Origin of the sequence: Vibrio sp. RE86 (assembly GCF_013114545.1) — a bacterium.
Taxonomy (GTDB): domain Bacteria; phylum Pseudomonadota; class Gammaproteobacteria; order Enterobacterales; family Vibrionaceae; genus Vibrio.
In genome coordinates this window covers 130,500-146,025 of the sequence record NZ_VTXI01000007.1, presented here as the reverse complement: position 1 = coordinate 146,025, position 15,526 = coordinate 130,500, and the positions used below count along the sequence as shown (strand labels likewise).

The window sequence follows — 15,526 nt, the reverse complement described above, 5'->3', positions numbered from 1 at the left end:
CTATGATATTGATAAAAAGAAAAAAAGTAGCGAGCGAAATTTGTCGCTCATAAATTCGTTCTATACTGATAGCAATAACCTACAACTAACGTTTGATACATCAGGAGTTTCGATGATCAACCAGCAACAGTGCCTTTTTGAAACCTGCTCTAATCTCATCGACATGGAAAAATGGCAAGAGCTTGTCGACATGCTCGCAGAGCTTTATGGCGCGTCAACAGGTGCTATTGTTCAACTTCGACAAAATGAGTTCAATGTTGTTGTTTCAAGCTCCAATGAAGATAACTTTCTACCCGTACATTCCAATTGGCCATGGGAGATGAAAAGCTTCTGTCGCCATATTATGGAGACTCGGCAAGACCTCTATGTAGAGTGCGCGGTTCAAAACCCAGATTGGAAGTATGCTCCGGCTGTCGATAAAGGGCCTGTTCGCTCTTATTGTGGTGCGCCTATCACGTGGCCTAATGGCGAATTATTTGGCACGATCTGTGTCATAGATACCAAAGAGACTCATTACAAGCTGGCACTTAGCCAACTACTCGTACAACTCGCTCGCCTAATTGCGTCAGATTTGCAGACAGCCTGTCGCCTTCAAGAAGCAGAAAGCTTAGCACTCACTGATGAGCTGACTCAGCTGCATAATCGACGCGGCTATACCTTACTTGGCGAACAAAAGCTAAAAGATACATCGCTTTATGGTAAAGACGTTGGCGTACTCTACCTTGATATCAACAACTTAAAACAGGTCAACGATAAATATGGCCATCAATGGGGAGATATGAGTATCACCACGATGGCCGATACACTCAAAGAACTCTGTCACCCTACAGATTTAGTCGCAAGAATGGGTGGGGATGAGTTTGTCGTACTGACTTTGGTGTCGGATCAGACCGCACTTGAAGAGTTTGCCACTCGCCTGAGTCAACGCTACTGCGAATTAATTAAACCTATCGAACAACTGCATTTAACCAGCGTTAGTATTGGCAGCCATTTCGCTCCGCATAGTCAAATCACTGACCTGAATGAGTTAACAACAGCGGCCGACGAAGCGATGTATCGCACCAAACAACAATGCAAGAAGTCATTGAAAGAGAGTCGACTCTCCACTTAAAGAGTCGACGTAGCTTGGGGCTGCTGAGCCTAGTCAGTACTTAAACTGAGACACTTCGACATTGAGCTGCTCGGCTTCATTTGATAACCCTTGAAGTACATCATCCGCATCTTGAACTTGATTCGATACTTCAGACGATGCGTCCGCTATCGAAGTAATACTGCCACTTATTTCATCCGTTACCGCTTTCTGCTCCTCGGTTGCCGCTGCAATTTGAACATTCATCTCATTGAGTTGATCAAGCATGGTAACAATCTGCTCAAGCATCTGCGTGTTTTGGTCACAGGTATCGACACCTTTGGACACCGTAGAGTTTGCGCTTTCAATGCTTTGTGACACACTTTGAGTCTCACGTTGCAACGATTCAATTTTGCCGCGAATCTCTTCCGTAGAGGCCTGTGTTCTTCCTGCCAATGAACGGACTTCATCGGCAACAACCGCGAATCCTCTACCCTGTTCACCCGCTCTGGCCGCCTCAATAGCAGCATTAAGCGCCAACAAGTTAGTCTGTTCAGCAATCCCTTGGATCACATCGAGTACTTCAGCAATCGAATTTGTTTCATTGTTCAAGCGTTCAATAGCCGATACAGCAGTTTGCATTTCGTCGTTTAAACGCGAGATTTCACTCCCTAGGCTTTGTCCTACTTTCACCCCATCACTGCCTGTGTCATTTGCTGTTTTCACAAATTCAGCAGCACGTGTGGCAAACTGTGCCACTTCCGCAATCGAAGCGCTCATTTCATTGACTGCTGTGGCAACTGACTCTGTTCGGTGGTTTTGATCTGCTACAGAATCACGGGTGTTGTTCATGTTGCCTGCCATGCTCTGAGTATTACTGTTAAGCGTATTGGTCGCTTGAGCAAACTTACCGATGATGTCTTGCAAATGAGTAAACAAACCATTGAGCGAGACGGCAAGATCGGTCATCTCATCTTTACCCGAAACTTCAAGACGTTGAGTCAGGTCATTGTCTTTACTGATACGCTGGATCTTTTCACTCGCCTTAGCAATTGGCCTTGCGATGCTGTTCCCAAGCAGGTATGAAATGAGCACTGCAATAAGTACCACAACAGCAATGCTGCTCGTCACGGTCAGAATCAATGAGCTGATCAAGGTATCGAGATCTTGCAGTGCTTCCTGTTTATCAATTTCAGTCAAGATGCCCCATGTCAGCCCAGCCACGTTCACAGGCGAATACGCTGAAAGCACTTCTACGCCTCGATAATCCATTACAACATCCGACCCGCTTTGACCACGTAATGACGCTTTAGACGTCGACGTAGAAACGGGCTGCCTACCGATTGCAGACGACTTACCCTTAATTTGTTCTAACGTATTGTTGCCCACACCTGCTTGTTGCAACGCCGCAAAGTAATTGGATGGGTCTTCAATTAGAAAGCGAGATTCACTACGCAATAATCCATCTTGCCCAAGTAGGTAAGTCTCACCACTATCACCAAGCCCTGCGTAGCTCCAGTTACCATTAAAGGTCATGATGCGATTGATCTCATCGACTGGCATCTGGAAAATCAACACACCTAAAGTGCGACCTTTCTGTTTAATCGGAGTAGCAATAAACGAGGCGGCCGCTTCATAAGAAGGAAAATAAGGCGCGAAGTCTTCTAGATAAAACTGATTGGCAGAGAGAGCGAGTGCTCGTTTATAGGCATTAGCGATACCACTGTTCGCGTAAGGCCCTGAATTTAAGTTAGTGGCATAGTCTAACTCTTTAAAAACCGAATAGACGACATTGCCGCTGGTGTCCACCATGAAGATATCGTAATAACCAAACTCTTCTAAGAAGCCTTTAATGCTTGGATGATACATTGCATGCACTTGATCATACTCAGTGTTGAGTGAGTCGCTCATCAATTGGTGCTTTTCACCAAGGGGATTCGGGTTAGTCCCGATATAACGGGCTTGCAGCGCTTTTGCTCGGTCTGATAAACGGTCCAGCTTTTGCAGTTCGCCCGCCGATGTCCCACCATTGGAATTTCTGTAGGTTGAACCAAAACTCGACTGATAGTAACTGCGAAGTTGACCCATATCACTGGCCGAAACACGCTCAACCGGATACTGGTCGAACGCCTCGGTAAAAGCGGTAATCGCATTTTGTACACCAACAGAGTTCGCCGTGGTTACGACCTGACCGCTTATCTGTTTAAAATAGCTTTCGATTTCATCTTTTTTGATTTCTCGAACCGAGATAAGTTGGCTTGTCGCCCGTTGATAAAGTGCTTGTTCTGAGAGGGCCGACGAGCGCCACCCTACAATTACTCCTGTCGCAACAACGGCAAGAGAACAAAGTAACGTGGACGCTAACACTATTTTTGTAGCAATTTTCATAACGACAACCTCTTGTGGAACCCCTTTCCACAATTTGAAATAAGAGGACAATCGCCAGCCAACGCTATCTAAACATCGTTATTACCTAAAAGTGTGCATATTCCGCAAGCCATATTTGATTATCATAGTTACGTATCGGGTTATCGTGAAAAAGCATGCACATGGTGTTCTAAGTGTAAGCAGAAAAAATAAACTTTTCGACGAAACAGGCCAATAATCTGGTCAAACCAAACCAGGATGTCAGCATTTATCTACTTTAAGGGTATACCAACCAGAACAAATATCTGGTCATTCTTGCTAGTCAAAATCTGAACATCTATTTATCCCGATTGGTATTACATTCCTATCCCGCCATCGACTTCGATGACTCGGGCGTTAACATAGTCATTCTCGAAGATGAATTTGACGGTATTGGCAATCTCACTGGTCTGCCCCATACGGCCAACAGGAATCATCCCCTCTAACCGAGCGATCGCTTCTGGTTTCATTTGCGCAGCCATCGCCGTTTCAATCACACCGGGCGCTATCGCAGCAGCGCGTAACCCGTAACGAGCAAGCTCTTTGCCCCAAGTTGTCGCTAATGTTGCGACCGCAGCTTTCGATGCCGCGTAATTTGTTTGGCCTATATTCCCCGCGCGAGCGACGCTCGAAATATTAATGATTACGCCTTTGCGCTCGGTTTCTATCATCTTAACCGCGGCTTCACGGCCGCAGAGAAACGTGCCTGTCAGATTGACATCGATAACCGCATTAAACTGTTCAAGAGACATTTTGCTTACCTGACCATCTTTGACTTTCACCAGTAAACCATCACGTAAGATCCCTGCATTATTGACCAAACCATCGAGCTGCCCAAAGTCGGTGACAATGTCACTAAATACTTGTTCGACTTCCGCTTCATTAGTCACATCAGCGCGATAAGTGAGTGCCTTTACTCCCAACATCAAACATTGTTGTTTGGTGCTGTGCAGCGCCTCTTCGTTGACGTCAATAAGTGCAAGCTCTGCTCCGGCATGAGCAAGCGTTACCGCCATCATCTGCCCCAAACCTTGCCCTGCGCCTGTAATCGCTATAACGCTTTCTCGTAATTCCATATACCTAGCCTTTAGATTGGTAGAACTCAAACAAACTCGAAAAGTCTAACTCTTCGTTGCCATTCATATTGTGAAATGCGTAAAGGTTTCTAGCCAAGGATCCCATTGGTACTGAAGATTGGCTTTTTGAAGCGGCTTCTAATCCTAAACCAAGATCTTTTAACATCAGTTTACTCATAAAGCCTGGTTGGTATTGATTCGACGCGGGTGCGTTTTCCATCACACCTGGACAAGGGTTATAGAGTTCGAGTGCCCAGTTGCGCCCAGAGCTTTGAAGCATAATATTGGACAGTACCTTAGGATCTAAACCGTTATCGATACCAAGGTTAAGCGCTTCGCAGGTTCCCGACATTAAAATACCCAGCATTAAGTTATTGCATATTTTGCCCATTTGTCCGCTGCCCACATCCCCAGCATGAAAGATGTTCTTACCCATATGCTGCAAAACCTGTTTGGCTCGCTCAAAGTCTTGAACGCTTCCGCCGACAATGAAGGTTAATGTCGCTGCCTTGGCACCTGCCACGCCGCCAGAGACTGGCGCATCAGTAAAGCTCACTCCTATCTGCTGCGCTTTTTCACCCACCAAACGTGCCGATTCAGGGTCGATGGTAGAAGAGTCAATGAGGAGCGTGTCATCGCTAACAAGATTGAGAATGCCATCTTCGCCTAGATAAACCGAACGCACATGTTCACCCGCTGGCAGCATAGTGAGCACGGTCTCTGCCCCCTGTACGACTTGCGCTATTGAACCACAAGCTTCAGCCCCCAAAGATTCTAGAGCGTTCGTTAGCTCTGGCACTAAATCAAAGACCTTTACCTTGTAGCCCGCCGAGAGTAAGTTCTGCGCCATTGGGGTTCCCATGTTACCCAATCCAATAAATGCTACCGTCCCCATAACCGAATCCTTTTAGTATTGTCCTAGCTGAGAAAGTGGGTGTGACTCTTCATCCCAAAGTGAGGTAAAAAGATCATCAATGGTGCTGCTATCCACTGATGCAACCGTGGCGTATTTCCATTGAGGTTGGCCGTCCTTATCAATCAGACGTGCTCTTACGCCTTCTTGAAACTCGCCGAATAAGGCGCTTCTGACAGATACCGTCAGCTCTAATCTGAAGGTTTCCGCAAGTGACAGCGTGTGATATTCACTCATTTGTCTAAAGCAGATGTGAGCCGTGATTGGGCTACCTGATGTGAGGTTTGACTTAGCAATAGAGAGCCACTTTTCATCCCCTTCAAGCGCTTGGATATTATCGACAACTTGGACGACATTCTCAGCCAAGCACGCGTGCTGAATCTGAGGGAAATAAGGCATGATTTGAAGTTCTGGGCGGTTACCCTCAGCGAGAGAGTCAAAGCCTTCTAGTATTTCAGTCACCACTTCATAGATGTCATCAACACAATCCCAATCGGCTACTTGCAATTGATCAAGCAAACTTGATTTGTGACTTGCAAGCACCAAATGATCAGCGAGATGAAGTTCAATCGCATCGGCGGAGTTGACCATCATTCCTGTTAAGCCTAAAAACAGGCCAATCCCAGAATCGAGCCTATTTAAGAACCAAGTGCCGCCAACATCAGGATACAAGCCAATGCTGATTTCAGGCATGGCCAACCTTGAATCTGGCGTCACAACTTTGTGGCTCGACGCCATATAGAGGCCCATTCCTCCTCCCATCACAATTCCCTGCCCCCAAGCGATAATGGGTTTACAATAGGTATGCATCAGATAGTCACACTGATACTCAACAGAGAAGTATTCTGAGCAGAATTTAGCGATTTCTTCATCAGATGAGCCTTTCATCACTGTGTACATGGTGCGCACGTCACCGCCTGCACAAAACGCTTTTTCTCCCGCCCCCTCTAGAACAACGCAGACAATGTCATCATCGTCATGCCATTTATCGAGCTGATATTTTAGGCTAACTAACATATCAAACGTCAGCGCATTCAAGGAGGCTTCATTATTTAACGTCGCCACCGCTATTTTGTGTTTACTACCGCTGCATGGCAGTTCGGAAAATTCGACAGATTCACTCATGGCAAGAACTCCTCTACTACTGATTTCTCCACTCTGGAGCGCGTTTTTCCAAAAAGGCATTCACCCCTTCTGTTTGATCTTGTGTATCAAACAGTTGAATGAACAATTCCCGCTCTTTCATCAAACCATGACCCAACGGTGCAGTCCGCTGGTTTTGAATAAGCAATTTACACGCGGCCACTGATGACGGAGATTGATTGGCGACCATTTCAGCTAACTTAATTGCGCTTTCAAGCGACTCCCCTTTAGGCACAATCTCTTCCGCGAGTTTGATTTCTAGGGCTTTTTTCGCATCAACCTGTTCGCCGCATAAGATGATCCGCTTAGCCCATCCTTCTCCGACCAAAGCTGTGAGGTTTTGCGTGCCGCCAGCACATGGTAAAAGCCCTACTTTCGCTTCAGGCAATGCCAGCTTAGCCTGTTCTTCGACGATTCGAATGTCACAGGCCAAGGCAACTTCTAAACCGCCCCCCATCGCATAACCATTTATTGCTGCAATTGAGACTCCGCGAAAGGCGGATAAGGTTTCAAAGGCGTGACCAAATGCTTGAGCCATATCAGAAGCGACCGCTTTATCGCCAGAAGCGAACAGATTGAGATCCGCCCCAGCCGAAAAGAACTTATCGCCCTGTCCCGTAATCACCAATGCATAAACATCACGATTATTGTTGAGCTCTTGAACCAAGCTTTTTAGCGCGTACAGACTCTCTTTCGTCCACGTATTAGCGGGAGGATTATTCATGGTGATCACAGCCACATGATTTGAGATTACATGTTCAATGGCTGATGTAGATTGAGATGACATAAAGACTCTCCTTTAGAGAATTTCCGCCCCATCCGATAGCAAGCGTCTTGCGATGATGACTCTCATTATTTCGTTGGTGCCTTCCAATATTTGGTGCACACGTACATCTCTGAAATGACGCTCTAATGGGTACTCTTTAATATAACCATAGCCACCATACAGCTGTAGCGCCTGGTCACAGACCTTAAAACCGACATCCGTTGCGAAGCGTTTTGCCATCGCGCAGTAGGTTGTCGCTTGCGGGTCGCCGTTATCTAATTTGCTCGCAGCCAGTCTAACCATTTGCCGAGCCGCGACTAGCTCCGTCGCCATATCAGCCAATTTGAATTGTAACGATTGAAACTGTCCAAGTTCACGACCGAACTGCTTTCGCTCGTTAAGGTATTGGGTTGCTAGATTAAGTGCATGCTGAGCCGTTCCCACTGAGCAAGTCGCGATATTAATACGTCCACCATCAAGCCCTTTCATCGCAAACACAAAACCTTGCCCCTCCAGACCAAGCAGGTGATCTTTTGGCACTTTGACATTTTCGAAGGTAATACTTCGCGTTGGTTGACTATTCCAGCCCATCTTCGGTTCTTTGCGTCCATAGCTAATACCGTCACTGCTTGCAGGCACAACAAATGCAGAGATCCCTTTCGCTCCCTCGTCACTGGTTCTTGCCATCACCACCAATACGTCAGTGTCACCCGCACCCGAAATAAACACCTTGGAGCCGTTAATCACGTAGTGATCACGATCGAGCGTCGCATTTGTCGTGAGTGCTGCTGCATCCGAGCCTGCATTGGGTTCAGTTAAGCAGTATGAGCCTAACCACTCGCCAGTAATCAATTTTTCACAGTAGTTCTGTTTAACTGACTCACTAGCAAAACTGGCAATCATCCAGGTGACCATATTGTGAATGGTCATAAAGGCGGTGGTCGATGTACACCCCATCGCTAGCTGCTCAAAAATGATGGATGCATCGAGTCGGCTTAACCCAAGACCGCCTTGTTCCTCTGGCGTGTATAAGCCCAAAAAGCCTAACTCACCCGATTGACGTAAAATCTCTTTGGGAAAATGGTGCGTTTCATCCCACTCGCCAGCCATCGGCTCTAGTTGCTCTCTGGAGAATTGAGCCGCCATTTCAGAGAAAGCTCGCTGATCTTCATTGAGTTCAAAGTCCATAGATCCCCCTAACGCAGTTGAATCGTCATGTTTGGTCCACTTGGGATGTCATCATCAAACCATCGAGCAGTGACGGTTTTTGTTTCGGTGTAGAAGCGCACCGCTTGCTTACCGTAAGCATGGAGGTCGCCATAGAAACTGCCTTTCCAACCCGTGAATGAGAAGAAAGGCAGTGGCACAGGAATAGGTACATTAATGCCGACTTGCCCGACTTGAATGTCGTGTTGATACTTGCGCGCTGCCGCTCCACTCGCAGTAAATATCGAGGTGCCATTACCGTAAGGATTGTTATTAATCAGCTCAATGGCGTCATCCAAGGTTTCAACCTCTAAACACACCAACACCGGACCAAAAATCTCAGTCTGGTAAATCGACATGTCAGGTGTCACGCCACTAAAAAGCGTTGGCGCGAGCCAGTTTCCATCTGGGAGTCCCTCAACATCGCACTGAGTTCCATCCAGTTCACACTTGGCCCCTTGTGCCTTTCCCTCTTCAATCAGGCTAACCACTCTGGCTTTCGCTTGTTTACTAATTAGTGGTCCATACCCAGCGTTTTCATCATTCCAAGCCCCGGGGGTCACTTTTGCCATTTCAGAGGCAAGATCACCTATCCACTCGTTAGATTGCCCAACGAACACCGCAACAGAAATCGCCATGCAGCGCTGCCCTGCCGCTCCCACCGAGGCTCCAATCAAATTATTAATCACTTGATCTTTGTTGGCATCAGGCATCACCACCATATGGTTCTTCGCCCCAGCAAAGGCTTGTACGCGTTTGTTGTGTGACGTGCCAGTGTGATAGATGTATTTCGCTACAGGTACGGATCCGACAAACGACACCGCTTTAATCACAGGATGCGCGAGTAGAAAATCCACTTGATCCTTTCCGCCATGAACGACCTGTAACACCCCTTTGGGCGCGCCAGCTTGTTCGAACAGCTGTGCAAGTTTCATCGCCGTTAATGGCACTTGTTCGGACGGTTTTAAAACAAAGGTGTTACCGGCGGCAATCGCCAATGGAAACATCCATAAAGGGATCATAGCAGGAAAGTTAAATGGGGTAATACCACAGCAAACGCCAAGGGGTTGAATGAGCGAATAACTATCGATATCTGTCGCCACATTTTCGACCGTTTCGCCCATCATGTTGCTGGCAATATTGGCCGCCTGCTCAACAACCTCGATACCACGCCAAACATCACCTTTCGCATCAACCGTTGTTTTACCCGTCTCTTTGGACAGTAGCTCTGCAAGCTCATCATGATGCTCTTTTAATAAGTGCTGATAACGAAGCATCAAACGAGCACGTTCAGAAACCGCGACCTCTTTCCAGCTTTGAAACGTCTGCTGAGCATGAGTCACCGCCCGCTCCATTTCGTCATCTGTCGCACAGGGCAACTCTGCAATTACCGCGTTGTTCGCTGGGTTGGTGACTTCAATCCATTCACTGCTCTCAGATTGACAGAACTCACCACCTACAAATAAGGGAACTAGTTTTGTCATTGCGATTTCCTTACCTTACATGTCCGTTCTAAAATGGGTTATAGCGGAATTTCGATAGCGATTGCGGTCGCTTCACCACCACCAATACAAATAGCAGCGATACCTTTCATCACCTTGCGCTCGCTAGGATCGCCATTAACGCCTAACGCTTGGATCTGCCTTAAGCTGTAAATCAAGGTGGTCAGAATACGGCTGCCGCTTGCACCAATCGGATGGCCTAACGCGCAGGCTCCGCCTTTAATATTCACTTTGCCTTCATCAAGGTTCAGCTCTTTAATTGCAATCTGTGTGACCACGGCGAACGCTTCGTTTATCTCCCAAAGATCCACATCGTCAATTTCCCAATCCAATTCTGCTAATAACTTTTGAATGGCGAACACAGGTGCGATAGTAAATTCATCAGGGCTACGCGCATGGGAGGTATGAGCTTTAATGATGGCAATGGGCTTGTGGTTACTCTGCGCCGCGCTCACGCTATCCATAATGATCAAGGCCGCTGCGCCATCAGAGATAGCACTGGCGTTAGCAGCGGTTATGGTTCCGTTTTTAGCAAAGGCAGGTTTTAGTTCGGGGATCTTGCCGATATTGATCGCTTGAGGCTGCTCGTCATAATCCAGCACACTCTCTTTTTCGACTTCGATTGATGCCATTTCGGTGTCAAACAAACCTTGTCTTTGCGCCGCTAATGCTCGGCTGGCTGATTGAATTGCCCACTTGTCCATCGATTCACGGCTGAATTCAAGCTTGTCGGCAATCTGTTGGCCATACACACCCATAAGTTCGCCTTGATAGGCATCTTGAAGACCGTCTAAAAACATGTGGTCATAAGTGGTTTTATGCCCCATACGCATCCCGCCGCGCGACTCTTTCATCAGATAAGGGGCATTGGTCATGCTTTCCATACCACCAGCGATGGCACAACGAATCGAGCCTGAGCGAATCAGATCAAATGCGAGCATGGCAGTTTTCATTCCAGAACCGCACACTTTGTTTACGGTCGTACAAGGCGTTGACTGAGGAACTCCCGCGTTAATAGCAGCTTGTCTGGCAGGCGCTTGACCACAACCTGCGGGTAGTACGCATCCCATCAATACTTCATCGATGACAGACGGATCAATCTGAGATTGTTCCATGGCCGAGCGAATCGCAACACCACCCAATTTAGGTGCACTGTATTCAGACAGTAAGCCTTGAAAGCGCCCCATTGGCGTTCGTTTCGCTGCGACTATCCATACTTGCTGCTCGTCCATAAACCGCCCTCTTTGAGAAGATTGTTCGTTTTCGGGTGACACCATACTTATCGTAATCGGCCAATATCTTTCCTTGACGTTTACGTAAGCATAGCACTAACATTTACGTAAACGTCAACTTAGAACAAATAAATCATAATGACGTTTTACGTGACCCATTAACGAAGTAGGACTTGAAGCTCAGTGGAAACATACAAGATCAGCGAACTCGCCAAGGAATTTGATATTACGACTCGAAGCATCCGCTTTTATGAGGATGAAGGGTTAATACACCCTGAGAGAAAAGGCAGTATGCGCATTTATAACCGTCGCGATAAAACTCGCCTTAAGCTTATTTTGCGCGGGAAGCGTCTTGGGTTTTCACTCGCAGAGATCAGAGAACTGTTCGAGTTATACGATACCCATCAAGGTGATACTCAGTTGACAGAAATGCTGAAAATCATTGATGAGAAAGAGGCGGTGCTAAAGCGCCAAATGGAAGACATTCAGAGTATGTTAGAAGATCTGAGCAACGCTAGACAGCGTTGTGAAGACGCACTCGGCAGACGCAAAGCGAGTTAATTCCTCTATACATAATGTCTTCGAATGGAAAGTCGATACCGATTTATCGGAGGCGTTATGTTATCTCAATATACCCCACTCAATTTTGGTTTGAGTGAAGACCTCAACTTACTTCGTGAGCATGTTTGTGGCTTTGCTCAGCAGCACATTGCTCCTCTATCTTCTGAAATCGATCAAACCAACGAGTTCCCAAATCAACTCTGGCCACTATTCGGAGAGATGGGGTTACTCGGTGTTACCGTAGATGAAACGTTTGGCGGAGCAAACATGGGTTATCTCGCTCACGCTATTGCCATGGAAGAGATCAGCCGCGCATCTGCCTCCGTTGCGCTCAGTTATGGGGCGCATTCCAATCTATGCGTCAATCAAATCTACCGTAATGGGTCACCAAGTCAGCGCGAAAAATATCTACCAAAACTCATCGATGGCCGTTTCATCGGCGCATTAGCCATGAGTGAACCTAATGCAGGTTCAGATGTGGTCAGCATGCAGCTTAAAGCAACGTTAAACAGCGATCACTTTATTCTAAACGGCAATAAAATGTGGATCACCAACGGCCCTGATGCCGATGTAGTGGTGGTGTACGCCAAGACCGAACCCGATAAAGGCGCACACGGCATTACGGCATTTATTGTCGAGAAGAGCTTTACTGGATTCAGTCATGCTCAGAAACTCGACAAATTAGGTATGCGCGGCTCAAACACCTGTGAATTGGTCTTTGAAAACTGCCCCGTCCCCAAAGAAAACGTGCTTGGTGAACTCAACCAAGGGGTCAAGGTGTTGATGAGCGGTTTAGATTACGAACGAGTCGTGCTTGCTGCAGGACCTGTAGGCATTATGCAAGCGTGCCTAGATTTAGTGATTCCTTACATTCACGACCGTAAACAATTTGGTCAATCTATTGGAGAGTTTCAGCTCGTGCAGGCCAAAGTCGCTGATATGTATACCCGTACCAATGCAGCGAGAGCCTACCTCTACACGGTTGCAAAAGCGTGCGACAACGGGCAAGCCAGCCGTAAAGATGCCGCTGGTGTTATCCTGTATAGCGCAGAGCTCGCGACGCAAATTGCCCTCGACACCATTCAACTGTTAGGTGGTAACGGATACATCAACGAGTTTCCCGCCGGTCGACTGCTTCGAGATGCCAAACTGTATGAGATCGGTGCAGGCACGTCTGAGATAAGACGCATGTTGATTGGCCGTGAGCTGTTTGAAGAGACACGTTAAGGAGAGCAAGATGACGGTCATCAAAACCAAGATCAAACCAGACTCCCCTCTTTACGCTAAAAATTACGCGGCGATGTTGGCGCTCGTCCAAACCTTAGAATCTGACATCGCCAAGATACAGCAATCAGGGGGCGAGAAAGCGATTGAACGACAGCGTCAAAAAGGCAAGCTCCCAGTTCGCAAACGAATCGAGCATATTCTCGATGACAACAGCCCATTTTTAGAGATAGGTCAGTTTGCTGCATGGGGGGTGTACGATGAAGATATCCCATGTGCAGGCGTGGTTGCGGGTATCGGCTATGTTAACCAAGTGCATTGCATGATCATCGCCAATGATCCCTCGGTGAAAGGCGGTACTTACTACCCTTTGACGGTGAAAAAGCATCTTCGAGCTCAAGAGATCGCGAAACGTTGCCAGCTTCCGTGTATCTATCTGGTTGATTCCGGCGGTGCGAACCTTCCGCACCAAGCAGAGGTGTTCCCTGACAAAGAGCATTTTGGACGCATCTTCTTCAATCAAGCTCGTATGTCAGCTCAAGGTATTCCTCAGGTTGCTGTTGTGCTTGGTCTGTGTACCGCTGGCGGCGCGTATATCCCAGCCATGGCGGACGTGTCTATTATCGTCAAAGAGCAAGGAACGATCTTCCTAGCAGGCCCACCACTGGTTAAAGCAGCGACGGGGGAAGTCGTAACCGATGAAGAGCTTGGCGGGGCCGATGTCCATTGCAGAAAATCTGGAGTAGCCGATTATTATGCTGAGAACGAACAGCACGCGTTAGAGCTAGCACGGCAAGCTATTTCAAATACCAACGCCTTAATTCCTAAGCCAAACAATAACGGCTTACCTCCCCGTTATAATCCAACCGAGCTGTACGGCATCGTTAATTCAGACCTACGTTTGTCTTTTGATGTACGGGAAGTGATCGCACGACTTGTTGATGATTCTGAGTTTGATGAGTTCAAAGCACTCTTTGGCGCGAGCTTAGTGTGTGGGTTTGCACGTATCGAAGGCCAATTGATTGGCATCGTCGCCAACAATGGGATTTTGTTTTCAGAGTCAGCACAAAAAGGGGCGCACTTTATTGAGCTGTGTGCCAAACGCAAAGTCCCTCTCCTCTTTTTGCAAAACATCACTGGCTTTATGGTCGGAAAGAAATTTGAAGAAGGAGGAATAGCCAAAAACGGCGCTAAGTTGGTTATGGCGGTCGCTTGTGCCGATGTCCCTAAATTCACCATCGTCATCGGCGGTTCCTATGGGGCAGGCAATTACGGGATGTGCGGCCGAGCCTATGACCCTACCATGATGTGGATGTGGCCGAATGCGCGAATATCCGTCATGGGGGGTGAGCAAGCCGCTGGCGTACTGACGCAAGTAAAACATCAGGTGATGAAACGCAAAGGTGAACCATGGCAAGAAGAGCAAGAGCAGGCCTTTCGCCAAGAGATATTGGATCTTTATAACCAACAAGGCCACCCTTATTATGCGAGTGCAAGACTTTGGGATGATGGCATTATCGACCCGAAAGAGACCCGAAGTGTGCTCGCTTACGCCTTAAATGTGGCACTCAATGCCCCAATTCCTGACAGCGAATTTGGCGTATTTAGGATGTAGGGAGAGACTATGACAACTTCAGAACAATCAATTCGTTATCACGTCGACGCCAATGGTATTGCACACCTCATGTTAAGTCGGCCCGACGTCGCCAATGCGTTTAATGACCACACCATTGTCGAACTGATCGACGCGCTCGATACTCTAGCCACCTACGCCAATGTTAAGGGGCTTATCCTTACAGGGGAAGGACGACATTTTTCAGCCGGTGCCGATCTCCATTGGATGCGTTCAATGGTTGACCGCTCTAAAGAGAACAATGAGCGAGATGCCTACCAAATGGCGACCTTGCTTGAAAAGCTCGATACCTTTCCTCACCCAACACTCGCACTGGTCAACGGCAGCGCATTCGGGGGCGCATTAGGGCTCATTTGCTGTTGCGATCTGGTTGTGGCACACCATCATTCAAAATTCTGTTTAAGTGAAGTAAAACTAGGACTTGTTCCTGCGACCATTGCTCCTTATGTGATTCGTGCCATGGGGGTGCGCCAAGCGAGGCGTTATATGCTCACCGCTGAAATCATTGACGCTAATCGTGCTGTTGAATTGGATCTTGTACACATAATAGAAGATGAAGATACGGCGTCTGACTTTGTTGACAGTTGGATCGCGAACATTTCAAATCTTGCGCCACAAGCGCTCGCCATCACCAAAAAGCTCTGCGCGAGATGTGAACAAGTAACAGTCGATGGCCAACTCAAGCGCTACACCAGCGAACTCATTGCTCAAGTGAGAGTATCTAAAGAGGGCCAAGAAGGGGTCAGCGCCTTTCTTGCTAAACGCTCGCCCAATTGGAAAGAGCCATCTTAAGGT

General features: G+C 47.5%; 13 protein-coding genes. 5 read left to right on the top strand and 8 right to left on the bottom strand.

Annotated elements, in window-relative coordinates:
• Positions 1 to 112 precede the first annotated feature (112 nt).
• Entirely contained in the window at positions 113 to 1,111 is a 999-nt protein-coding gene (locus F0231_RS09265) for a sensor domain-containing diguanylate cyclase (RefSeq protein ID WP_171759440.1), read from the top strand.
• A 33-nt stretch (positions 1,112 to 1,144) separates the two neighbouring features.
• Here the strand turns inward: F0231_RS09265 and F0231_RS09260 are convergent, their stop codons facing one another.
• The 8 genes from F0231_RS09260 to F0231_RS09225 form a co-directional block, all read right to left on the bottom strand.
• On the bottom strand, positions 1,145 to 3,457 hold the full coding sequence (locus tag F0231_RS09260; protein WP_171759439.1) for a methyl-accepting chemotaxis protein: 2,313 nt from the start codon (positions 3,455 to 3,457) through the stop codon (positions 1,145 to 1,147).
• Between the two features lie 335 nt (positions 3,458 to 3,792).
• Positions 3,793 to 4,551: an SDR family oxidoreductase gene (locus F0231_RS09255; RefSeq protein WP_171759438.1), complete on the bottom strand. Its 759-nt coding sequence runs from the start codon at positions 4,549 to 4,551 to the stop codon at positions 3,793 to 3,795.
• Positions 4,552 to 4,555: 4 nt separating this feature from the next.
• Entirely contained in the window at positions 4,556 to 5,446 is an 891-nt protein-coding gene (gene mmsB, locus F0231_RS09250; RefSeq protein ID WP_171759437.1) for a 3-hydroxyisobutyrate dehydrogenase, read from the bottom strand.
• Between the two features lie 12 nt (positions 5,447 to 5,458).
• Entirely contained in the window at positions 5,459 to 6,589 is a 1,131-nt protein-coding gene (locus F0231_RS09245) for an enoyl-CoA hydratase/isomerase family protein (RefSeq protein WP_171759436.1), read from the bottom strand.
• A gap of 16 nt (positions 6,590 to 6,605) precedes the next feature.
• The gene (locus F0231_RS09240) at positions 6,606 to 7,394 is read right to left on the bottom strand and encodes an enoyl-CoA hydratase (RefSeq protein ID WP_171759435.1); all 789 of its coding nucleotides are present in this window, start codon (positions 7,392 to 7,394) and stop codon (positions 6,606 to 6,608) included.
• 12 nt (positions 7,395 to 7,406) lie between these two features.
• Positions 7,407 to 8,561 carry an acyl-CoA dehydrogenase family protein gene (locus tag F0231_RS09235; RefSeq protein WP_171759434.1) on the bottom strand — a complete coding sequence of 385 codons (1,155 nt, stop codon included), beginning with the start codon at positions 8,559 to 8,561 and terminating at the stop codon, positions 7,407 to 7,409.
• An 8-nt stretch (positions 8,562 to 8,569) separates the two neighbouring features.
• A complete protein-coding gene (locus F0231_RS09230) occupies positions 8,570 to 10,063 on the bottom strand; it encodes a CoA-acylating methylmalonate-semialdehyde dehydrogenase (protein WP_171759433.1) in 1,494 nt (497 codons plus the stop codon).
• 38 nt (positions 10,064 to 10,101) lie between these two features.
• Entirely contained in the window at positions 10,102 to 11,313 is a 1,212-nt protein-coding gene (locus F0231_RS09225) for a thiolase family protein (RefSeq protein WP_171759432.1), read from the bottom strand.
• Positions 11,314 to 11,496: 183 nt separating this feature from the next.
• Here F0231_RS09225 and F0231_RS09220 point away from each other — a divergent pair, with 183 nt between their 5' ends.
• Genes F0231_RS09220 through F0231_RS09205 form a run of 4 tightly spaced genes read left to right on the top strand, consistent with a single transcriptional unit; the run spans position 11,497 to position 15,523 of the window.
• Complete coding sequence (locus F0231_RS09220; RefSeq protein WP_171759431.1) at positions 11,497 to 11,874, top strand: MerR family transcriptional regulator; 378 nt, start codon at positions 11,497 to 11,499, stop codon at positions 11,872 to 11,874.
• A gap of 57 nt (positions 11,875 to 11,931) precedes the next feature.
• Entirely contained in the window at positions 11,932 to 13,101 is a 1,170-nt protein-coding gene (locus tag F0231_RS09215; protein WP_171759430.1) for an isovaleryl-CoA dehydrogenase, read from the top strand.
• A gap of 10 nt (positions 13,102 to 13,111) precedes the next feature.
• Positions 13,112 to 14,713 (top strand): carboxyl transferase domain-containing protein, encoded by a 1,602-nt coding sequence (locus tag F0231_RS09210; protein WP_171759429.1) that lies wholly within the window; start codon positions 13,112 to 13,114, stop codon positions 14,711 to 14,713.
• 9 nt (positions 14,714 to 14,722) lie between these two features.
• Complete coding sequence (locus F0231_RS09205; RefSeq protein WP_171759428.1) at positions 14,723 to 15,523, top strand: enoyl-CoA hydratase-related protein; 801 nt, start codon at positions 14,723 to 14,725, stop codon at positions 15,521 to 15,523.
• The last annotated feature ends 3 nt before the right edge of the window (positions 15,524 to 15,526 follow it).